The sequence below is a fragment of the Parafrankia elaeagni genome (genome assembly GCF_000374165.1).
Lineage (GTDB): Bacteria > Actinomycetota > Actinomycetes > Frankiales > Frankiaceae > Parafrankia > Parafrankia elaeagni.
Map to the genome: position 1 here is coordinate 22,000 of NZ_KB893749.1, position 20,540 is coordinate 42,539.

Below are 20,540 nucleotides of genomic sequence, written 5' to 3' on the forward strand. Positions count from 1 at the left end.
CCCGAGTAGGACGGGTCGCTGGGTTCTTGTCTTCTGTCGCTACCACCACGTCCATGGCCGCACGCCTGCGTCCCCTGAGGCCCGCATGGCTGACTGACCCGAAGGTCTGGCGGACCGAGGTTCTCGCGGGCCTTGTCGTCGCGCTCGCACTCATCCCCGAGGCGATCTCCTTCTCCATCATCGCCGGGGTCGACCCCGAGATCGGCCTGTTCGCTTCCTTCACCATGGCCGTCGTCATCTCGGTCGCGGGCGGCCGCCCGGCGATGATCTCCGCCGCCACCGGTGCCGTCGCCCTCGTCATCGCGCCTCTCATCCGTGAGCACGGCCTCGGCTATCTCGCTGCCGCCGTCGTCCTCGCCGGCGTTTTCCAGGTCATCCTGGGCGCACTGGGAGTCGCGAAGCTCGTGCGGTTCATCCCCCGCTCGGTCATGGTCGGTTTCGTGAACGCACTGGCCATCCTGATCTTCCTGGCGCAGGTCCCCGAGATGCGCGACGTTCCCTGGGGCGTGTATCCGATGATCATCGGTGGGCTGGCCCTGATGGTGTTCTTTCCGAAGATCACGAGTGTGGTTCCCGCTCCACTGGTGTCCATCGTGATTCTCACGGTCATCACCGTCTCGGCCGGGATCGCCGTTCCGACTGTCGGAGACAAGGGGGCCCTGCCGTCCTCGCTGCCCGTGCCCGGAGTGCCGGACGTTCCGTTCACCCTGGACGCGCTGACGACCCTCGCCCCCTACGCGTTCGCGGTGGCGCTGGTCGGGCTGATGGAGTCGCTGATGACGGCCAGGCTCGTCGACGACATCACCGACACCCCGTCCAACAAGACCCGCGAATCCGTCGGGCAGGGTATCGCCAACATCGTCACCGGCTTCTTCGGCGGCATGGGCGGCTGCGCCATGATCGGGCAGACAATGATCAACGTGAAGGTCTCCGGTGCCCGTACCCGCCTGTCGACTTTCCTCGCCGGTGTCTTCCTGATGCTGTTGTGCATCGCCTTCGGCCCCGTCGTCTCGGACATCCCCATGGCCGCACTCGTCGCAGTAATGATCATGGTGTCGTTCGCGACCTTCGACTGGCACTCCATCGCCCCGAGGACCCTGAAGAGGATGCCCGCCGGCGAGATCACCGTCATGGTGATCACTGTCGTGGTCGTGGTCGCCACCGACAACCTCGCGATCGGCGTCGTCGTCGGTTCCATCACCGCCATGGTCATCTTCGCCAAACGAGTCGCTCACCTCGCCGAGGTCACGCCCGTCGACGACCCCGACGGCACGACCGTGATCTACCGGGTCACCGGCGAGCTGTTCTTCGCCTCGTCCAACGACCTTGTCGGCCAGTTCGACTACGCGGGGGATCCCGACACGGTCGTCATCGATCTCTCCGCGGCGCACATCTGGGACGCCTCCTCCGTCGCCGCGCTCGACGCGATCGAGAACAAGTACGCCAGACGAGGTAAGACCGTCGAGATCACCGGCCTCAACGATCCCAGCGCCCGACTTCACAGCAGGCTCAGCGGCAGTCTCACGGCCGGCCACTGACGCAGGCGCGCGTGTGACACAGGAGCGCATGTGACACAGGAGTGTGTGGCGCCGCCGCGGTGCCCTGCCGCAGCGTACGGCGCGATGTGCGATCGATGTTCCTTGCGTTCCTCTTACGAAACTGCCTGAGGTGCCGACATGCGTCGGGAGGGTGGTAGACCTTGAGTCCGACGGCCCGACCCGGACAGCTCGGTCACCGCTCGGAGCGCCCGAAAGGACACGGTATGGCCCCTCCGTTCCGGAGGTAGCTCTCTGGGCGCCGTGAGGGGAGCAGGGGGGCGGGTTCGGGTCGTCTCCGCACAGCTCAGACCATCGTCCGGGATGCGCGAGGGCGCCGGGATCCAGGAGTGTCGTGCACGCGGCCGCCCAGAGACGTGGAACGACTCCCAGTCGCCGGCTGCTGCTTGTCGTCGACGATGTCACGGACGCCGCGCTTCTCGGCGAGGCTCTGCGTGATCGTGGCAACAATTTTGATCTTCACCGGATTTCTGACGGCGACCAGGTATTTCGTTACCTGCGCGATGGCACTGCCCCGACCCCGGATCTCCTTGTGGTCGATCTCCATGTCCCGCTCATAGATATCCGCTCACTCCTGGAGCTCGTGCGGAAGGACCTCGATCTACGGTGGGTCCCGATAGTCCTCCTGACCGCACATCGCTCGGGGGTCGATCTTCCTGGTTCCGGGGAGCCACGGGTCACGCACTTCGCGAAACCGGTGGACTACGAGAGTTTCCTCAAGCTGGCCCAGCACGCCGAAGATCTTGTCCGGGGAGCGTCGGGGGGCGCGGGCGAGGCTGGTCCTGATGTGTGACCGAGTCGTTTCGGAGGAATCCCCGCGGTGGCGACGGGGGCGCGACGGGGGCGCGACGGGGGCGCGACAATATCGGTTAACTCTGGATTCCAGGTCAGACCGGGAACCCGATGAAAGTGGTTGGCGTCGACCTGCCCGGTTTTGTTGACACCGCGGCGCTGACGCCCGATTTCAGATAGTTCCGAGAAATCTCCAGGTTCCCAGCGTGATGATCGGAAGCGATGGTAAGGAGATCGTCAGAGAGTTCTCTGGTCGGTGCCCGAGGGGAGGGGGATCCTCGAGCGGAGCACGTGTGGCGTTATCGGCGAGGAGGTTCAGTGTCCGAGAGCACGCTGGTGACGGCCAGGAATGCCGGCGAACCGATCGGGGGCGATCTGGAGGTGGCGATCGTGCAGGTGCATCCGATCGTCGTGGTGCGAGTCGCGGGTGATGTGGTGGGTGGTACCGGCCCACTGCTCCGAAGCGTTTTCGAGACCGCGCTGGCGGTCGACGTCCCGTCGGTGGAGGTGGATCTCGAGCGGGCCCGGCTCTTCGATTCGCACGGGCTCGCGGCGCTGGAGGAGCTGTGCAGCGCCGTGTTGTGCCACGGACGGTCGCTCGTGCTCCGTGGGCTCGGCTCCGCCGGGGGATGCGGCCGTGGTGAAGGCGCTTCGTGCCACACCAGCTCCGGCGGTTCTCGAGCCGGCGTGGGCGTCCTCGCCGGCTTCGCTCGCTGAGGCTTGGCGGCCCCGGCTCCCGCCGACCAGGCTGTCGCGGCGTGCGGTCAGGCTCTGGCACTGGGAAGCTCGATGACGAAACGTGCCCCGCCACCGGGCCGCTCCTCCACCCAGATCTGCCCGTGGTGGCGGCGGACGTGTTCCGCGGCGAGCGCGAGCCCGAGCCCCGCGCCGCTGTCGTCCGCGTCCCGGGGAGTCGTCGACCCTCGGGCGAACCTTTCGAACACCCGTGTCCGGTCGTTCACCGGAATTCCAGGACCGGCGTCGTCGACCTCGACTCGTACCACCTTCTCGTCCGGCGCTGTGATGGCGAGCCGGACGAGGCCCTGGCCGTGCCTTCGGGCGTTGTCGGTGATGTTGACGATGACTCTTTCGAGTCGCCGCCGGTCACCGTTGATCACTGGCGTCGGCGTGTGGTCGGCGGGCTCCATCACCTCCCTCGCGCTGGGAACCGCGTGTCTGATCAGCTCGGCGAGGTCAACCGGTTCCCAGGTGTCATCTCCGTGATCGCTGCGGGAGATCTCGAGCAGGTCGGCGACGAGGCGCTCGAAGCGGTGAAGCTCGCCGGAGAGAAGGTCCAGGGCCTCACCGGCGCTGGGCGGCATGTCGCTCCTGCGGCGCCTCAGCACGGCCATTGCGTTGACCATGGTCGTCAGGGGAGAACGGAGTTCGTGGCTGACGTCGCCGGCGAAGCGCGCGTCGCGTTCCTCCCGGCGTCGCAGGTCCGCGGCTGTGGTGGTGAAGGCCGCGGCCAGGGCTGCCAGATCGGGGTCGTGGGTGGGCGGGAACCGGACGTCGGGCGTGCCGCGGGCGATCCGGTGGACCGCGGCGTTCAGCTCGGCGAGTGGTCGCAGCGCGCGCCTGCTGGCGCGGAGACCGAGCGCGGCGCCGCACAGGCAGCTGATGATCGTCGTGGCCAGCAGGGTGAGGGACAGGAAGCGGACGGCTCGGTCGAGCTCACGGAGCGGGAACACCTCGATGTAGCTGGCCTGCACCGTCGGCAGCGGCCGCGCCGCGATCAGAACGGGGCCCCCGTTGAGGCGAACGTGCTGCGTGGCGGCGCGCCCCGCCTCGACCTGCCCGAGGATCTCCGCCGGGATCCGCCCGGGGCTGATGCCGGTACCGCTGGTCAGCCAGGCGTTGTCACGCAGCACGAGGACGGCGGAGTCCGAGGTGGCACTCAGCCCGGTCACCAGTTGGGCGAGGCCGTCCGACCCCGTCCGCAGGGAACCCTCGACGAAACGGGCGTTGACGGTGGCCTGGCGGTTCGCGCTGCGTTCGCGTTGGCCGAGCATGTAGTTGGTGGCGAAGTACCAGGTCGCGACCGCGCCCGCCGCCGTCACCGCCAGCGAGATGAGGCTGAAGGTCACCATCAGCCTGGTCTGGAGCCTGTACTGGGAGGGACGCCATCCGGGGAACCGGGCCATCCGTGTGCGCAGGCGTGTTCGGCCACGCGGCCGGAGGCTCACTCCCCGACCCGGTAGCCGACTCCCCGCACGGTGAGGACACGGCACGGCATCCCTGGATCGGGTTCGATCTTCCGTCGCAGCCGACGGATGTGGACGTCGAGGAGCCGGGTGTCGCCGAAGTAGCCGTAGCCCCAGACCCGTTCCAGGAGCTGCTCACGGGTGACCACCCGCCCCTCGGCCATCGCGAGCTCGGCGAACAGACGGAACTCGGTCCTGGTCAGACCGATCTCCGCTCCACCGCGTCTGACCAGGCCCTCCTCGGGGAAGATCTCGAGGTCACCCACGACCAGTACCCGTGACGCGCCGCCATGAGGGGCGCGGGCACGCCGCAGCAGGGCTCGTACGCGAGCCGACAGCTCGGCGGCCACCAGCGGCTTCGTGACATAGTCGTCGGCGCCGGCTTCGAGGCCGGCGATGATGTCGTCGGAGCCGCTCCGGGCACTGACGATGATGATCGGCAGATCGCCGCCGGCGCGCAGCCGCCGACAGACCTCCAGGCCGTCGAGGTCGGGCAGCATCAGGTCGAGCAGGACGACGTCGACGTGACGGGCTGTGATCTCCCGGAGGGCGTGTTCGCCGCCGGTCGCCTCGCGAACCCGGTAGCCCTCGTCGGTCAGTGCCAGGCGCAGCGCCTGGCGGATGCGACTGTCGTCCTCGACCAGGAGCAGTTCCGCCGTCATGAGATCACCTTGTCCTCAGTTCAGCCCGGCCGCTGGTTTTACCGCCCGGCTGCGATCGTCTCGACCCGTCAGCATGGGCGGGGTGATCCTGACGGGCTCCAGGATGGTGATGCCGGTGGGGCGAGGCGGGGCGGGGCCAGCTCCGTCGGCGCGCACGAGGGGCTGGCCGGTGCGGAGGCGGCCGGCCCGGTCATCGTGCCACTGGTTCTCACCGGGGGAGGCGTGGTCGGCAGTGGGCTCGGCTCGTGGAGGGGGCGCACGTCGTCGTTGACCCGGACACCGCATCCCGCCGTGCTCATCATGAGCAGGACGCATCCGAGGGCGGCTGCGGCCCGCCGCGGTCCGTGACCGTGGCCCGGGCCTCGCCGGGGGGCCCGCTGCCCGGTATCGGTCTTCCGGATCTCGGCGCCGGCCGCTGTTTCGCTTACGGCTCCCGCTCTTCTCACATCCTGGTGTCGACGTGTTGGCGAGCGATCCGCCCCGCACGCGGGGGTGCCCTCAGCGCTCCTCCGAGGCATCGCGAGGCTGACGCACGGGCCAGATCGCTCTCGACATGTCTACCGGCCCCCTGGCGTGAGGGCACGCGCCAGGCCCGTGCCGTCAGGTGTTCGTAAGACACGTGTCGCGGCAGCCGCCTCGGCCCGGGCATCAGCCCGGCCTGTGCCGAGCCGCGGATCCCCCGGGTCGCCCGGAACGCGGGCTGCCCGTTTCGGATCTGGTTGCCTGCGCCGCTCGCGGGGCAGGTGGTGGACATGTCCGTCACGTGTGGATCCCGGACGGCGTGGAGGAGGGTTCTCCCGGTTCTCCTGGCGCTGTCGATCGGAGTGCTGCTGGTGGCCTGCGGTGCGGACGACCGGGCAGCACCGCCGCTGCCGTCATCGGTGTTCCCGTCCTCGTCGACCTCGGCCGGCCCGCCTTCCCCGCGGGACACGCCGAGCGCCTCAGCGACCGAGGAACCGGTTCCGTCGTCCGAGCCCTCCCAGCCCTCCCAGCCGTCCGGGCCGTCCGGGCCGTCCCAGCCGTCCGGGCCGGCGCCAGGCGGCGTGCCCGTTCTGCGCCCGGGCGAGACCGGGCCGCAGGTGGAGGAGCTGCAGCGACGGCTGGCTGCGGCCGGCTACTGGCTGGGCAGCCCGGATGGGACGTACGGGCAGCTCACCCGGCAGGCGGTGCTCGCGGTGCAGAAAGCCGCCGGTATCGGGCTGGACGGACTGGTCGGGCCGGCGACCCGCGCCGTCATCGACCGCGGCGTACGGCCGGAGGGACGTAGTACGCAGGGCCTGGTCCTGGAGGTCGACAAGGGCCGGCAGTTGCTGATGGTGGTGCGGGACGGCCAGGTCGAAACCATCTTCAACACCTCGAGCGGCACGGAGGAGGTGTACCAGCACGACGGTGTCGAGTACCTGGCCGACACCCCGCCGGGTGCCTGGCACATCTTCCGGCAGGTCAACGGAGTCGACCACGGCAGTCTCGGCGATCTCTACCGGCCGAAGTACTTCCATACCGATGGCATCGCCATCCACGGATACGCGTCGGTGCCGGCCCGTGCGGCCTCCCACGGCTGTGTCCGGGTGACCAACGCGGCGATGGACTGGCTCTGGTCGTCCGACAGTGCCGCGATCGGCACAGAAGTCCTGGTCTACTGACGTTCCGCGGGCCTGGACACAGGCAGCTGGACACCGGCAGGAGGGCGGGCGGGGTCAGGCCGCGATGTCCACGGCGATGCGCGACGGGTGCGCGAGTTCGGTCACCCGGTAGGGAACGGTGCCCTCGAGGCCCAGGCCGTAGCGGACGTAGCCCTCGAAGCCGCCGGCGAACTGGTAGTCGCACAGAGCGGGCATGCCTCCGCCGTCACGGGCGGTGCGCAGCGTCGAGACGCCGCTGCTGTCGTGGGTCGTGGCGGGGCGGAATCTGACCTCGACGAACGCTGCGCCTCGCAGGTCGATGGGCGCCCCGCGGCCTGGGGAGCGGACCTCGGGAACGTAGCGGAGTTCGTAGCCAGGCAGTCCACCGTCGAACTCGAACACGAGCCGGTCGTATGCCGGGTCCCCCGGGTGCCGACCAGGATCTTGACATGATCGGCCAGCTGAACAGCGGCATCCGCGCACTACTGATCGATGTCCATCACTGGACGACACCGCCCGAGGTGAGAGCCTTCCTCGACTCTCTGCCGGCGGACCAGCGTGCCGCGGTGGAGCCCTTCACCGCGGGTCCCCAGTCGGCCCGGCCGGGACTGTGGCTCTGCCACAATCTCTGCCAGCTCGGTGGGCGGGAGCTGACCGGCGAGCTGGCCCGTGTCCGGGGCTGGCTGGCGGCCAATCCCACCGCGATCGTCACGTTCGTCGTGCAGGACGAAGTCCCGGCTCGTGAGGTGATGGACGCCTTCCGGCAGGCCGGGCTCGAGCGTTACCTCCTGACCCCGCCCGACAGCCCGAGCGGTAGCTGGCCCCGGCTGGGCGACATGGTCGCGCAGGACAGGAAGCTGGTGGTGTTCGCCGAGCAGGCGGACATAGTAGGAAGCTGGTACCGAAGGCTGTTCCGCTACGCCTCGGACACCCCGTACGACGTGACTACCACGGACGGTTTCGCCTGTGAACCCAACCGGGGCTCCACGACCGCCCCGATGCCGCTCATCAACCACTGGGTCACCGTCGCCGCGCCAAGCCGGTACGACGCGACCATCGTCAACCGGCGGGCGTCACTGGAAGCCCACGTGCGGTCGCGTGAGCAGGCCCGTGACCGCCGTCCCACCTTCCTGGCAGTCAACTTCAGCGCCATCGGAGATGTCGTCGAGACCGTTTCCCGACTCAATGGCGGCCGGCGATGAACGCCCCGTCAACGCACCCTGAATGGATAGCGTGTGGCCTGAGGAGCGTACCGCGGGGCAGACCTCCACGCGGGTGCAGACATGTGGCGGTCACGGATCGGTGCGATATGGGCGAGCTTCTGGATAATACCGACACTGTTTGCCGTCGGTTCGATCGGCTTGGCCATCCTGCTCGCGTGGCTGGACGAGTGGGCGTTGACGCGGCTCCTCCCATCGATGTTCAGCGGTGGGCCGGACGGCGCACGCGCGGTGCTGTCGACGATAGCGTCATCGATGATCACATTTACCGCCCTGGTCTTCTCCATCACCATCGTCGTGCTTCAGCTCACCAGCAGCCAGTTCTCCCCCCGTGTCCTGCGGACCTTCCTGCGTGACCGGTTGACCCAGATCGCGCTCGGGGTCTTCATCGCCACCTTTGTTTATGCGCTGACGGTTCTGCGCTCGGTACGGGGCCTCGAATCCGGGCGCGGGAAGTTCGTGCCGCAGACGGCGGTGACCATCTCCTTTCTGTTCGTTCTGCTCAGCGTCGCCGTCTTCATCGTCTATATAAATCATATTGCTAATTCGATTCGGGTGGCGTGCATTCTGGCCTCGGTGGGTGCCGAGACAAGGTCGCTGATAGAGCGACGCTCGGCGGGCCCCGTCGAGGTGCAGCGCGGTGTTCTCGCTCCCGGGCCGGTTCTCGACACCATCCGGGCGCCACGCAGCGGCTACGTGGTCTGGGTGCGGGAGAAGTCGCTAGTCCGTGCCGCCCGGGAGGCGGGTTGTCTCCTCGTTCTCGTGCCCAGGGTGGGCGACTTCGTCGCCGAGGGGACGCCGCTCCTCAACGTCTGTCCGCCCGCACGCGGGGCCGCCGAGCCGGCGGGCGTTTCCGCGCGTTCTGGATCCAGGACAGCGCCAGCGGCCAATGATCTTCCCGTCAAGGCGCTGACGCGGGCCGTGGGTATTTCCGTCGAACGCACGATGGACCAGGACGTCGCGTTCGGTCTCCGTCAGCTCGCCGACATAGCCGAACGTGCCCTCTCACCGTCCATGAACGACGAGACCACGGCCGTCCAGGCGATTGACCAGATCCACGACACACTTCATCGGATCGTGACCGCGCCGCTGGAACGGCGCCTCCACCGCGACTCGGCGGGCTGCCTCCGCCTGGTCGTACCGGAACGCGAACTCGCCGATTTCCTGCGAATCGGTTTCGACGGAATCAACCGACATTCCACTGCGTCACCCCGGGTGCTCGGTCGGCTGCGTTCGATGCTTCTCGACCTGTACGGGGCCGCCCGCCCGGAACACCGTGGACTTCTTCTCCGCCGCCTGGCTCTCGTCCGCCTCGAGGGTCTGCCCGAAAGTGATGACTGCTGATGAGAGGACGCCCCGGCCGAGGCGGTGGCCAGCCGTTGTGACTGCCCTGTGGGATCCAGTCGACGGCGGCGGCGTCAGGTTCGTCGGGTACTCCGGCCGGACGCCGCGGGTGTACGGCGGCGCGACCTACGCGTCCATGGCCGCGGACCTCGACGCCGCGGGAAACCCGAAAACGGTCGTGCTCGACTGGAACGGAAACAACCCGCGCCACCTGGTCGGCAACCTCCTGGTCGCCGCCTACCACGACGAGCTCGTCCAGGACATCGACTGGTACCTTGCGCACGGCGTCGAGCACGTTGTGCTGGCGGCGGCCGTGCCCTCCGCGCTCCGCTCAACTGGTGCTGGCGGCAGTGCCCCGAACCGTACCGTACCGACAGCAAGGGAAACAGGAATCGGCGGGATGCCATCGGAGGGCTCTGTGTCGGGACGGCGACGTCATTATCCGCGGGAGCGGTGCATGATTTCCGCGGGAGCGGTGCATGCCGAACTCGGCTGCCGGCGTTCAGCGCGGGTAGCGAAGGACGTGCACGTGGATGGACGAGACCCGCGCCCTGTCACCCTGATCAGTCCAGCTCTCACCGCCGGAGTCGGAGGAGCTGGGCGTTTCTGAGAGGCCGCTGGGGCCGGCGGGCCTGGAACTTGAGCGCGGCGCCGGCCCACCGCCGCCAGAACCCTTGTCCCCCCTGACATCCGCCGGGCCCGTCCGTTCAGGCGTCCACCCGCGCTACGGCGGGTGACAGCACGGGCTCCGGTCCGCCCGCGCGCCCCCGGCGCTGCCCGCGTCGCCGGCCGGACCGGACGACCACCCCAGGGCCGTCCCCTGCGGCACCTGGCCCGGCCGGTGCGATCCGGCTGCTTTCCTCCCTCGAGGCAGGGAACTCGCGAACCCGAATTAGCGCTGCTTTCCGGCAGATGTCCGTCGTCATCGCCGTGCTGGCAGCGTCCTCTCGTTTCCGCGAGGCTTTCACGGACACCGGGCAGGGTATCTCCGGGCGGCAGACGGAGGAGCACCGTGACCGTGGAGGAAGCCCATGAGGCCCACGAACACCCGGGTACGCGGACGGGCGCTGGTCGTCACCCTAGCAGCAATCCTAGCGATGGTGGCCTCTGCTTTCTTCTTCATTCCAGGAAAAGGATCGGACCTTCCGGGTGGGCATCACGACGCGGCTGCGGCGGCGGCCAGCAGCCCCGCGGGACTCCCCGCGGTTCCCGGAATCGTCCGCAGAGTGGAACCTTCTGTCGTGACAATTCTGGTCGGTGAGCAACTCGGCAGTGGGGTCATCTACAAACGGGACGGAATCATCATCACCAACGAGCATGTCGTGCGCTCGGCCTCCGACGGGAAGGTGAAGGTCGTCTTCGCCGACGGGCGGCAGGAGGAGGGGCAGGTGAAGGCCTCGGATGCGGTCAGCGACATAGCGGTCGTCAAGGTGGCCCGAGATGACCTGCCGGCAGCCGACTTCCAGACGGAGCTTCCTGAGGTGGGAAGCCTGGCCATCGCGATCGGCAGCCCGCTGGGCTTCGAGAACAGCATCACCGTCGGGGTCATCTCCGGCCTGAACCGAACGCTTCCGGTGACCGGCGAGCAGAAGCAGGGCGAGGAGAAGTACCCGGCAGTCGACGTGATCCAGACAGATGCCGCGATCAGCCCGGGCAATTCCGGCGGCGCGCTGCTGGACGGCGAGGGACGTGTGGTCGGGATCAACGAGGCCTACGTGCCGCCGGCGGAGGGGGCGGTCTCCCTCGGCTTCGCGATCCCTTCGGCGACCGCCAGCGATGCGGCTGACCAGCTTCTGAGGACCGGCAAGGTGCGTCACGCCTATCTCGGTCTCCAGGTGACCACGATGACCCCCGAGATCGCCCGGCAGCTCAGCGACCAGGTCACCAGCGGTGTCCTTGTTCTCCGGACCGCGCCGAGCGGCCCCGCCGACAAGGCGGGTGTCCTGCCCGGCGACATCATCCGCGCCCTCGACGGCACACCGATCGCCTCCAACGAGGAGTATCTGAGCCGGCTGCGGAAGATTGCGCCGGGCGACGAGGTGACGCTGAAAGTCCGGCGCGACGCGCGGGACATCGTCATCACGATGAAGGCAACCGACCGTCCGAGCTGAGTCTTCCTGGGGGAGGTGTCGTCCCGGGGGCGGTACGGTCAGTAGTGGGCTCGGCTCGTCGAGACGGCACACGGGTTGACGACGCACGGGGGTTGACGACGGACGGGTTGGGGAAGCGATCCGGCCCGCACGCGGGGTGCCCTCAACGCCCCCCTCCGGGACGGTGCGAGGCTGACGCACGGGTCGGACCGCTGGCACATGTCTACCGGCCGTACGGGGTGGCGGCGAGCGCCAGGCCAGTGCCGTCAGGCGTTCGTAAGGCAGGCGTGGCACGTTGGTCCGGGAGAACCGGCCGGTTCATCCTCGCGGAGAACCGGCGCCGGACCCGGAACGGACACGAAACGGCGTGGCCGTCGCGCCGAGGTCGGCGAGGTGGCGGGACGCGCCGACCGGTGGTCGGGAGAGGAACAGCTCCGCGTGGAGCCAGCCGCTGTCCTCCGTCCCGGTCGGGTCGACGCCGATGTCCGACAGTGTGTCGAGCACGAGGGACTGCTCCTCCGGCGAGGCGAACCGGCGCTGACGGAACAGCCGCTCGAGCCGGACCGTCTCGTAGCCGCGGTCGGCCAGACTCTCGCCGATCGCGTCGAACGGGAACATCCGGAGCACGAAATGTGCCATCCACGGCATTCTTCCGTCGGTCGCGTCGATGATTCTGGTGATCGTCTGGTCGGTTACGTAGCCGACGCAGCCGGTGGAGATCACTATTTCCGCGGTGGAGAGAGCCGTTCGCTGGGCGGGGCTGGGATCGTGCGCCTCGAGGTCGGCGTGCACGATGCCGTCGAGGAAGCCGGCCGCGGCCGCGTAGGAGAGGGCCGGCGCCGAACTGTCGAGCCCGACGACGCGGGGGCCGGTGGGAACACGCCGAGTACGGGCCAGTGCCCGGTCCCGGTCCAACAGCTCGTTCCGCCGCGGGCCGCCCGCGCCGGTGACCGTGGAGTAGTGTTCGTAGAGTTCTTCGAGCGACAGATCGAGCTTGAGGAGTGCGGCGTTCACTCCATACGAGCAGCCAATGTCGAGAACCATCGGCGACGGAGTCCCGGTGGAATGTCGGTAACGATCGAGCAGAGTCTCGAAGTATGGTTTCGCGAGCTGGGGTATGCAGTAGTCGAGCCTGCCCAGCGTCGAGTAGTATTCGCATGGGTCGGGCGCGGTGTAGATGTGGTCGAGGCAGACTTTTCCTGTCGTATCGAAGTCCATGTGAAATGCCCCTCTGGTGGCAGCCGTTCGAGCGGTTGTCTGTGTTCTGTAGAAGGCCTTCCTCGTCTTGTCGTCGCGGCATGAGCATGCTGTCATTCGTCGCGAGTCCGCGGCATCTGCTGCAACTTTAGGGCCTCATATGCGAACCTTGAGGGATTTCGCGAAACGCCAACCTTACGATTTCGTCAGGTAAACTGCCGGTTTTGTCGCGATTTCGGGTCGCGGCGAGTCCGATCGCGCCGGCGGGCTCGCGACGCGATCCGGGTGCGGGTAGGTGGTTGCGTGTATCGACTGGTGGGTGATCCAGCCGATGGCCCTCTCGCCGTCGTCCGTGAGGACGGGATGCTGTCGGCCCCGGAGCCGGTGAGCGCGTGCAAGGCGGTCGCGAGGGAGGTGCCGGTGGTGAAGGCCGGGGGGGCGACGGCGAGATCGGCGACCGTACGCGGCTTCGTCGCCGGGATCCCGTCGCTCCCCGCGTTGCCGTCGAGAGCGGTGACGACGGCGTGCGCCGTGACGATGCCCTGGTAGCGGTCCTGGTCCTCGGCGAGAGGCAGGGCCGCACTCGCGGATCGGGCGAAGGCGCGGGCGGCTTCGGCGAGGCTGGTGGCGGCCGGGATCGCTGGTGGCGGCCGGGATCGCTGGTGGCGCGGGTTGCATCGCCCGGGCGACCGGAATCGCGCGCAGCCGGCGGTTCTCGTGGGACGCGCCGAGGTCGATGCCCCGGCGGGCCAGTTTCAACGTGTAGATGGTCTCCGGGCTGAGGGCCCGGCTGACCAGCGTGGCCACGACCACGGCGGACATCAGCGGGAGGATGATCGTGTACTCGCCGGTGAGCTCGAAGAGGATCTCGCCGGTGAGCTCGAAGAAGATGAGGACGGCGGTGATCGGGGCGCGGGCGGCGCCGGCGAAGACGGCGCCCATGCCGACCAGGGCGTAGGCCCCGACCAGGGCGTAGGCCCCGACCAGGGCGTAGGCCCCGACCGGGGCGACGAGGCCCGGGGCGAGATCGTGGGCGAGGGCACCGAAGGACGCACCGGTGGCGGCGCTGATGAACAGCGACGGCGCGAACACGCCGCCGGAGCCGCCGATGCCGATGCCGATGCACATCTGGGGCAGGGCGAGCAGGACGCGGCCGAGGAGCAGCCCGCCCCGCCCGGCGTTGATCGGATCGCCGGTGCCGACCGGGTCTCCGGTGAGGATGCGGACGAAGTCACCGAGGCCGTGCTGACCGCGTCCCGCCTGCTCGTCGTGCTCACGGCGCAGGCGGCGTCTGGTCGAGGACGTCTCGGCGCGCAGGCGGGCGGAGATCGCGGCGATCGTCGCCATCCTCGGCCCGCCGGTCCGAGCGAGCCTGGGTGGTGCTCTGCGGGCGTTCGCGGACGCCGGCGACAACCGGCGGCCGTGTCGAGCCGGGACGCCTCCGCGCTCGGCTGGGCCTGACGGCGCCGGGCCATCGCCGGCGGTGACCGGATGTCCGGATGTCCGGATGTGAGGATGTGAGGCAGCCCTCGGCGGTCACCGCCGCCGCGGCCTGCAGATGTGCGGCATGTCTGGGACGATGCTGGTCAGGTGAGCCGGGAAGTCTGGTCGGCATCCGTCGATGCATGTCCAGAAGGGGTCCCGAGTGCCGCGACTGTCTGCCCTTGTTCCTGCCCGGTTGCGTCGGACCACGCCCGTGCCGTTGCGCAGTCGTGACGAGTTCGCCGAGTTCCTGCGACAGGAGACCACCGGCGGTGTGTTCCTGCTGGGCGCGACCGTTCTCGCGCTGGTGTGGGCGAACGTCGCGGGTGGCAGCTACGACGACGTGTGGCACGCCGACCTGGGGTTCGGCCCGTCGTGGTTGCACCTGGACGGGCTGACTGCCGCCAAGTGGGCGGCGGACGGGCTGCTGGCGATCTTCTTCTTCGTGGCGGGGCTCGAACTCAAACGCGAGCTGGTGGTCGGTGAACTCAGCGACCGCCGTTCGGCGACGCTGCCGGTGGTGGCCGCGCTGGGTGGCATGGTGGCACCGGCGGTGATCTATCTGGCGGTGTCCCGGGGGGCCCCGGGGGCCTCGGACGGCTGGGCGATTCCGGTCGCGACCGACATCGCCTTCGCGCTCGGGGTGCTGGCGTTGGGCGGGGCGCACGTGCCGACGTCGGTGCGGGCGTTCCTGCTGGGGCTGGCCGTCGTCGACGACCTCGGCGCGATCGCGCTGATCGCGATTCTGTTCACGACGAGTCTCGAGGCCGTCTGGCTGCTCGTCGCGGCGGTGGGGATCGGGCTGTACGCGTGGGGGCAGCGGCGGCGCTGGACGTCGCCGCTGCTCTACGTGCCGCTCTCGGTCGCGGTGTGGGTCGCCGTGCACGCCAGCGGGGTCCACGCGACCGTCGCCGGGATCGCGCTGGCGCTGGCGACCCGGGTGCGGGCCGACCCCGAGGAGGAGTGTGCACCGGGCATCCGGCTCGAGCACCGGCTCCACCCGGTCTCGGTCGCCGTCGTGGTGCCGATCTTCGCGGTGTCGGCGGCCGGGGTGTCGTTGGCACCGGCGGCGTTGCGCGACGTGGTGACCGAACCGATCACCCAGGGGATCGTCGTGGGTCTTCTCGTCGGGAAGTTCGTTGGCGTGCTCGGGGCCTCGTGGCTGGCCGTCCGTGTCGGCCTGGCACGGCTGCCGACTGGTCTGGCCTGGCGTGATGTGATGCCCGTCGGGCTGCTGGCCGGCATCGGCTACACCGTCAGCCTGCTGATCGCGTCGTTGGCCCTGCCTGACGAGGAGTCAGTGGAAAGCGCGGCGACGGCGGTTCTGGTGGCGTCTGCGCTGGCGAGCGTCATCGCACTGGCGGTGCTGCGGCGGCAGGGTCGCAAGGCGGCGTCCGATTCGGGTTCTCCCCGAACGTAGCCCATGACCAGCGCCCGACCGTCGGGGATCTCGGTCGACCCTCGGCATCTCCACACCTACTACAACGAGGTCACGGGCCGAACACGTCGAGCGCTTCGTCTGAGCCTGGTCGGACCGGCATCGGCGCCAGCCGACACCTGTCAGCGGCCGCGGGTGCGGGGGGCGACGCGGCGGGTCGGCGGGGCTGTGGCGGGGTCGTCCGGCCAGGGGTGGCGGGGGTAGCGGCCCCGCAGCTCCGCGCGGACCTGCGGGTAGCCGGTGCGCCAGAACGACGCCAGATCGCTCGTCACCGCCACCGGGCGGCCCGCCGGCGACAGCAGGTGGAGCACCAGGGGCGCACGGCCGTCGGCGACGACGGGTACCCGCTCCCACCCGAACACCTCGGCGATCTTCACAGCCAGGACGGGGCCGGCCGCGCCGCTGGTGCCGCTGTAGTCGAGGCGTACCCGGGAGCCGCTCGGCACCGCCACCCGCTCGGGCGCCAGCTCGTCCAGCCGGGTGGCCTGGGGCCAGGGCAGGAGCCGGCGCAACGCGCGGCCGGCGTCGATGCGCCCGAGGTCGGCGCGGCGCCGCACGCCGTCGAGGTCCGGCCCGAGCCAGTCGGGGGCGGAGTCCAGCAGGGCGGCGTCGGTGACGTCGGGCCAGGGGGCGCCGAGCAGCCGGTGGCAGAACGAGAGCCGGTCGCGCAGGGCGAGCGCGTCGGCGCTCCAGCGCAGCACGGGGAGCCCCGCGTCGCGCAGCCCGTCGAGCACCGCGGCCCGCAGCAGGGACGGGTCGGGCCTGGCCGCCGGGCGTTCGGCGAGGATGATCGCGCCGAGGCGCTCGAGCCGGCGGGCGACGATGTCGCCGCCGGACCAGGCGATCTCGTCCTCGGTGCGCAGCAGCGCCGCGCCGGCCTCCCGCGCGGTGGCCGCGTCGAGGGTGACGGCCAGGCGCACCCGGGCGGACGTCCGGCCGGGCCCCCGGTCGGCGACCGCGATGGCGAGCCATTCCGCCCCGGTCAGCGCCGAGCCCGCGGCGAGCTCGGCGCCGGTCCCGCCGGCCATCAGGTAGTTCGAGCTGCCGGGGTCGCGGGCCCGCGCGAGCCGCTCGGGGAAGGCGAGGCCGACCACCAGCCCCGCCGCGAGATCGTCGGTCATCCCACCCGCTCCCCGCCCAGCAGGCCCAGCAGGCCCAGCAGGCCTAGCAGGTTCACCAGGTCCAGCGGGTGTGGCTTCGGCGGCCGAGCGCAGCCGGCGGGCCTCCTCCCGCCAGCGGGCGGACGCGGCCCGGTCGGTGCCGTCGCGCAGGCGGCGCCACGCGGCGACGAGGTCGCCTGCGGGGCCACCTGCCGGGCCGTCTCCGGAGAGCATCGCAACGACCTCCGCCGCGCGACGGGCACCGACGGCCCGGCTGCCGTCGAGCAGCGCCCGCGCGAGCCGCGGATGGGCTCCGACCTGGGCGATCGAACGTCCTCGCGGGGTGACCCGGCCGGTCTCGTCGACGGCGCCGAGGGCCCGCAGCGAGACCCCGGCGGCCTCCATCGCACCGACAGGAGGTTCGCTGGGCAGCGGCAGGCCCACGCCGCCGGGATGGCCCCAGACCGCCAGCTCGAGAGCGAAGGCGGTGAGGTCGGCGACGGCGATCTCCGGTTCCGGCTGGGCGGGAAGCCGGTCGTGCTCGGCGGCGGACCAGCAGCGGTACACCCGGCCCGGCGCCTCCCGGCCGGCCCGGCCCGCGCGCTGCCCGGCGGACGACTGCGACACCCGCACGGTGACCAGCGAGCCCAGCCCGCGGGCGTGGTCCATCCGCGGGGAGCGGGCCAGACCGGCGTCGACGACGACCCGCACGCCGGGCACCGTGAGGCTGCTCTCCGCGACCGCGGTGGCCAGCACGACCCGGCGGCGCGGGCCGGCGCGCAGCACCGCGTCCTGCGCGCCGCCGGTCTGGCGGCCGTGCAGGGTGAGCACGTCGACCGCGTCCCGGTGCCCGGCGAGCCGGCCGGCGACGGCGGCGATCTCACCGGCCCCGGGCAGGAAGACGAGCACATCCCCGGACGTCTCCCGCAGCGCGCGTCCGACGGTCGCGGCGACGTGGTCGAGCAGCTTCGGGTCGACCCGCAGGCCGTGCGCCGGGGTGATCACCCCTGGTGGGGGCGCCCAGACCATCTCGACGTCGTACATCGGGGCGTCCGTCCCGATGACCGGCGCGGGCTGGCCGGGCGCGCCGAGCATCGCGGCCAGCCGCCGGGTGTCGGCTGTCGCGGAGGCGGCGAGCAGGAGCAGGTCGGGGCGCAGCGCGGCACGGACGTCGAGCAGGAACGCGAGTGCCAGGTCGGCGTCGAGGTGACGCTCGTGGCACTCGTCGAGGATGACCGCGTCGACACCGGGCAGCTCGGGGTCGCGTTGCAGCCGTCGGACGAGCACTCCCGTCGTGACCACCTCAACCCTGGTGGACGGCCCGGCCCTGCGCTCGCCGCGGATCGTGTAGCCGACCGCTCCACCGACCTCGCCGCCACTCCCGCCACTCCCGCCACTCCCGCCACCCCCACCACCGCCGGCGAGGCTGGCCATCCGCCGGGCCGCGGCGCGGACGGCGATCCGCCGCGGCTCGACGACCAGCACCCGGCCGGGGACATGGTCGGCGAGCGCGAGTGGGACGAGCGTCGTCTTGCCTGTGCCGGGCGGGGCGACCAGCACCGCGGTGCTGGTCGCCCCGCCCGGCACGCGCGGGCCGCGGGCAGTCAGCGCGGCGACGAGGGCTGGCAGGGCGGCCCGGACGGGCAGGTCCGCCCCGGCGACCGTGAGGTCGGGCAACATGCGCCCAGTGTCCTCACACGGGTGTGGCGGAGGCGCCGTCCGGGGTGGGGTTGTCGATGCGGGCGAGTTGGCGGGCCGCGGTGACGGCCTGGTCGCCGAACCGTTCGTAGAAGCGGGAGAGCAGGGCCAGGTCGATGGCGGCTTCGATGCCGTGGGGCCAGTCGGGGCTGGTCACGGCGGCGAGGAGCGACCGGTGCGTCTCGTCGATCGGGTCGTCGGCGTCCTCGACGCGCTGGGGGGCGGCCGGGTCCTGACTGTTGATGGCGGTGACGAGCTGCGCGACGAGGTGGGCGCACAGCTCGCCGAGACGGGTGATGGTGGGATGCAGCGGCGCGGGCAGGGCGGGGGCCGGGGCGCGCCGGTCGGCGACGGCGGCGATGTGACTGGCCAGCCCCGCCATCCGTTCGATCGCCGCGGCGATCCGCAGGGCACCCAGAATCAGGCGGAGATCTCCGGCCACCGGGGCTTCCAGGGCCAGCAACATGACCAGGTCGTCGTCAAGGGCGTCGGATCGGTCACGGATCCGCTTCCCCGTGGCGTGGAGGGGAGCGGTGTCGGTGTTGCCGGCGCCGGGACCGGCCACGGCGGTGGTCGCGTCGGTCACCATCTGACGGGTCTCGCTGGCCAGCTCGCTGAGCACGACGCGGATCCGATCCAAGGCCTCGGTGTAGGCGAACCGGTGCGGGCTGGGGACATCCATGCCGGTCAGTTTCCCCGAACATGCCCTCCCATGCCTCGTTCGGCTGTGGATGACACCCGGGTCAGAGTTCGCACAGGTGATCTTTGTCGAGGATCGGCCGCACGTCCGGCCAGCAGCCACGCAGCGGCGGTCCGCAACAGGGCTGCGCCCAGACCACTGCCCTGCGCATCCACACATCATCCAGGACCCACGAATGGTTGACCGGGCCGAACCTGGAAGCGGTGGCGATGGCGCGCCCGTCACGCCGCGGGCAGGGACAGCACCATGGTCAGGCCGCCGCCGGGTGTCTCATCGGGGGTGAGGGTGCCGCCCATGGCCTCGGCGAGACCCCGGGACAGGGCCAGGCCCAGCCCGACCCCGGTGGTGTTGTCGCGGTCGCCGAGACGCTGGAACGGCTGGAAGACGTCCTCGTGCCGGGCGGCGGGGATACCGGGGCCACGGTCGACCACCCGCAGTTCGACGCGCCCTCCCAGGGCGCTGGCGGTGATGGTCGGCGGGGTTTCGGCGGGCGCGTGCCGCAGGGCGTTGCTGACGAGGTTGACGATGACCCGTTGGAGCAGCGCCGGGTCGGCCGTGACGGTGGGCAGGTCCTCGGGTACCCGCACGTCGATCCGGCTGGCCGGCGGGCCGATCTCGTCGAGGGCGGGCTGGACGATGTCGTCCAGCCCGACAGGGCGGGGGAAGACGCTGAGGGCACCTGCCTGCAGGCGGGACATGTCGAGCAGGTTCTCGACGAGGCGGGTCAGTCTGTCGAGGGACTCGTCGGCGGTGGCGAGGAGTTCGGCCTGTTCCTCCCCGGTGAGGGTGATACCCGGTTCACGGAGCCCGCTGACGGCGACCCTGGCCGCGGCGAGCGGGGTGCGCAGGTCGTGGCTGACGGCGGTGAGCAGCGCGGTGCGGACCTTGTCGGCCTCGGCGATCGGGGCGGCTTCGGCGGCTGCCTCGCGCAGCCGGTGCTGGTCGAGGGCGACGGCGGCCTGGGCGGCGAACGCGGTGAGGATCCGCCGGTCCGCGGCGGGCAGCGACCGCCCGGTGAGCGAGAGGCACAGGTTGTCGCGCACGGGAATGTCGACCCGGTCGGCGATCCGGTCGGCGATCCGGTCGGTGACCCGGTCGCCGGTGGGGGAGCTCCCCGTGGCTGACGGGTCGGTGCCGACGGTCATCACCGGACGCCAGCCGGCCGTGGGCTGCTCGTCGCCGACACGTTCGAGCAGCGTCACCGAGGTCATCCCGAAGGTCTCCTGGGCACGGCCGAGAAGGGCGGGCAGGGCGTCCTCGCCGCGCAGCACGCTGCCGGCGAGCATGGAGAGGGTGGCGGCCTCGGCGGAGGCGCGCACGGCCTGTCCGTAACGCCGGGCGGAGGTGGACACGACCCGGCTGACCAGGCCGGCGACCAGGACGAAGCCGAGCAGCGCCAGCGCGTTGTCGCCGTCCGCGACGGTCCAGGTGTGGA

Annotated in this window: 17 protein-coding genes and 1 pseudogene; 9 read left to right on the top strand and 9 right to left on the bottom strand. The window is 70.7% G+C overall.

Annotated elements, in window-relative coordinates; all coding sequences use genetic code 11:
- Nucleotides 1-53: 53 nt before the first annotated feature.
- The 3 genes from B207_RS0123215 (at nucleotide 54) to B207_RS0123225 (ending at nucleotide 3,065) form a co-directional block, all read left to right on the top strand.
- Nucleotides 54-1,538: a SulP family inorganic anion transporter gene (locus tag B207_RS0123215; protein ID WP_018638998.1), complete on the top strand. Its 1,485-nt coding sequence runs from the start codon at nucleotides 54-56 to the stop codon at nucleotides 1,536-1,538.
- Nucleotides 1,539-1,890: 352 nt separating this feature from the next.
- On the top strand, nucleotides 1,891-2,349 hold the full coding sequence (locus B207_RS40060) for a response regulator (protein ID WP_154675570.1): 459 nt from the start codon (nucleotides 1,891-1,893) through the stop codon (nucleotides 2,347-2,349).
- A 317-nt stretch (nucleotides 2,350-2,666) separates the two neighbouring features.
- Complete coding sequence (locus tag B207_RS0123225) at nucleotides 2,667-3,065, top strand: STAS domain-containing protein (RefSeq protein ID WP_018639000.1); 399 nt, start codon at nucleotides 2,667-2,669, stop codon at nucleotides 3,063-3,065.
- A gap of 47 nt (nucleotides 3,066-3,112) precedes the next feature.
- Here the strand turns inward: B207_RS0123225 and B207_RS0123230 are convergent, their stop codons facing one another.
- Both B207_RS0123230 and B207_RS0123235 read right to left on the bottom strand, forming a co-directional pair.
- Entirely contained in the window at nucleotides 3,113-4,438 is a 1,326-nt protein-coding gene (locus tag B207_RS0123230) for a sensor histidine kinase (protein WP_154675571.1), read from the bottom strand.
- Between the two features lie 92 nt (nucleotides 4,439-4,530).
- Nucleotides 4,531-5,214 (bottom strand): response regulator transcription factor, encoded by a 684-nt coding sequence (locus B207_RS0123235; protein ID WP_018639002.1) that lies wholly within the window; start codon nucleotides 5,212-5,214, stop codon nucleotides 4,531-4,533.
- Nucleotides 5,215-5,966: 752 nt separating this feature from the next.
- On the opposite strand from B207_RS0123235, the gene B207_RS0123240 reads away from it, so the two are divergent.
- Nucleotides 5,967-6,857 (top strand): L,D-transpeptidase family protein, encoded by an 891-nt coding sequence (locus tag B207_RS0123240; protein WP_063820962.1) that lies wholly within the window; start codon nucleotides 5,967-5,969, stop codon nucleotides 6,855-6,857.
- A gap of 54 nt (nucleotides 6,858-6,911) precedes the next feature.
- Here B207_RS0123240 and B207_RS35160 read toward each other — a convergent pair whose 3' ends face one another.
- Complete coding sequence (locus B207_RS35160; protein ID WP_456095352.1) at nucleotides 6,912-7,349, bottom strand: AMIN-like domain-containing (lipo)protein; 438 nt, start codon at nucleotides 7,347-7,349, stop codon at nucleotides 6,912-6,914.
- Between B207_RS35160 and B207_RS0123250 the strand changes: the two genes are divergently transcribed.
- The 4 genes from B207_RS0123250 to B207_RS0123265 all read left to right on the top strand — a co-directional run bounded on the left by B207_RS0123250 (nucleotide 7,286) and on the right by B207_RS0123265 (nucleotide 11,511).
- Entirely contained in the window at nucleotides 7,286-8,038 is a 753-nt protein-coding gene (locus B207_RS0123250) for a PI-PLC domain-containing protein (protein ID WP_018639005.1), read from the top strand. The genes B207_RS35160 and B207_RS0123250 overlap by 64 nt on opposite strands.
- Before the next feature lie 81 nt (nucleotides 8,039-8,119).
- Complete coding sequence (locus B207_RS35165; RefSeq protein WP_084692280.1) at nucleotides 8,120-9,400, top strand: DUF2254 domain-containing protein; 1,281 nt, start codon at nucleotides 8,120-8,122, stop codon at nucleotides 9,398-9,400.
- A 37-nt stretch (nucleotides 9,401-9,437) separates the two neighbouring features.
- A complete protein-coding gene (locus B207_RS37205) occupies nucleotides 9,438-10,010 on the top strand; it encodes a hypothetical protein (RefSeq protein WP_018639007.1) in 573 nt (190 codons plus the stop codon).
- Nucleotides 10,011-10,641: 631 nt separating this feature from the next.
- The gene (locus tag B207_RS0123265) at nucleotides 10,642-11,511 is read left to right on the top strand and encodes a S1C family serine protease (protein WP_018639008.1); all 870 of its coding nucleotides are present in this window, start codon (nucleotides 10,642-10,644) and stop codon (nucleotides 11,509-11,511) included.
- Nucleotides 11,512-11,808: 297 nt separating this feature from the next.
- Here the strand turns inward: B207_RS0123265 and B207_RS35175 are convergent, their stop codons facing one another.
- From B207_RS35175 to B207_RS42610, 3 genes and pseudogenes are all read right to left on the bottom strand, one after another.
- Nucleotides 11,809-12,708, bottom strand: coding sequence for a methyltransferase type 12 (locus tag B207_RS35175; protein ID WP_084692282.1), 900 nt, complete (start codon nucleotides 12,706-12,708; stop codon nucleotides 11,809-11,811).
- 185 nt (nucleotides 12,709-12,893) lie between these two features.
- On the bottom strand, nucleotides 12,894-13,325 hold the full coding sequence (locus B207_RS42605) for a hypothetical protein (RefSeq protein WP_326828862.1): 432 nt from the start codon (nucleotides 13,323-13,325) through the stop codon (nucleotides 12,894-12,896).
- A 208-nt stretch (nucleotides 13,326-13,533) separates the two neighbouring features.
- Nucleotides 13,534-14,034 (bottom strand): annotated as a pseudogene (locus B207_RS42610) (chloride channel protein); the annotation flags it as partial.
- Nucleotides 14,035-14,383: 349 nt separating this feature from the next.
- Here B207_RS42610 and nhaA point away from each other — a divergent pair.
- Complete coding sequence (nhaA, locus tag B207_RS0123280; protein WP_018639010.1) at nucleotides 14,384-15,589, top strand: Na+/H+ antiporter NhaA; 1,206 nt, start codon at nucleotides 14,384-14,386, stop codon at nucleotides 15,587-15,589.
- A gap of 140 nt (nucleotides 15,590-15,729) precedes the next feature.
- On the opposite strand, the gene hrpB is transcribed toward nhaA, so the two are convergent.
- The 3 genes from hrpB to B207_RS35185 all read right to left on the bottom strand — a co-directional run.
- A complete protein-coding gene (hrpB, locus tag B207_RS0123285; RefSeq protein WP_018639011.1) occupies nucleotides 15,730-18,387 on the bottom strand; it encodes an ATP-dependent helicase HrpB in 2,658 nt (885 codons plus the stop codon).
- A 13-nt stretch (nucleotides 18,388-18,400) separates the two neighbouring features.
- Nucleotides 18,401-19,087, bottom strand: coding sequence for a phosphate signaling complex PhoU family protein (locus B207_RS0123290; RefSeq protein ID WP_018639012.1), 687 nt, complete (start codon nucleotides 19,085-19,087; stop codon nucleotides 18,401-18,403).
- Between the two features lie 239 nt (nucleotides 19,088-19,326).
- On the bottom strand, nucleotides 19,327-20,540 hold a 1,214-nt coding region (locus B207_RS35185; RefSeq protein ID WP_018639013.1), incomplete at its 5' end, for a sensor histidine kinase.

Bases quoted from the DNA above. Each gene is read 5' to 3' on its own strand.
- B207_RS0123215 (WP_018638998.1), top strand. From the start codon at position 54: ATGGCCGCACGCCTGCGTCCCCTGAGGCCCGCATGGCTGACTGACCCG.
- B207_RS0123230 (WP_154675571.1), bottom strand. From the start codon at position 4,438: ATGGTGACCTTCAGCCTCATCTCGCTGGCGGTGACGGCGGCGGGCGCG.
- B207_RS0123235 (WP_018639002.1), bottom strand. From the start codon at position 5,214: ATGACGGCGGAACTGCTCCTGGTCGAGGACGACAGTCGCATCCGCCAG.
- B207_RS0123240 (WP_063820962.1), top strand. From the start codon at position 5,967: ATGTCCGTCACGTGTGGATCCCGGACGGCGTGGAGGAGGGTTCTCCCG.
- B207_RS0123250 (WP_018639005.1), top strand. From the start codon at position 7,286: ATGATCGGCCAGCTGAACAGCGGCATCCGCGCACTACTGATCGATGTC.
- B207_RS35165 (WP_084692280.1), top strand. From the start codon at position 8,120: ATGTGGCGGTCACGGATCGGTGCGATATGGGCGAGCTTCTGGATAATA.
- B207_RS35175 (WP_084692282.1), bottom strand. From the start codon at position 12,708: ATGGACTTCGATACGACAGGAAAAGTCTGCCTCGACCACATCTACACC.
- hrpB (WP_018639011.1), bottom strand. From the start codon at position 18,387: ATGTTGCCCGACCTCACGGTCGCCGGGGCGGACCTGCCCGTCCGGGCC.
- B207_RS0123290 (WP_018639012.1), bottom strand. From the start codon at position 19,087: ATGGATGTCCCCAGCCCGCACCGGTTCGCCTACACCGAGGCCTTGGAT.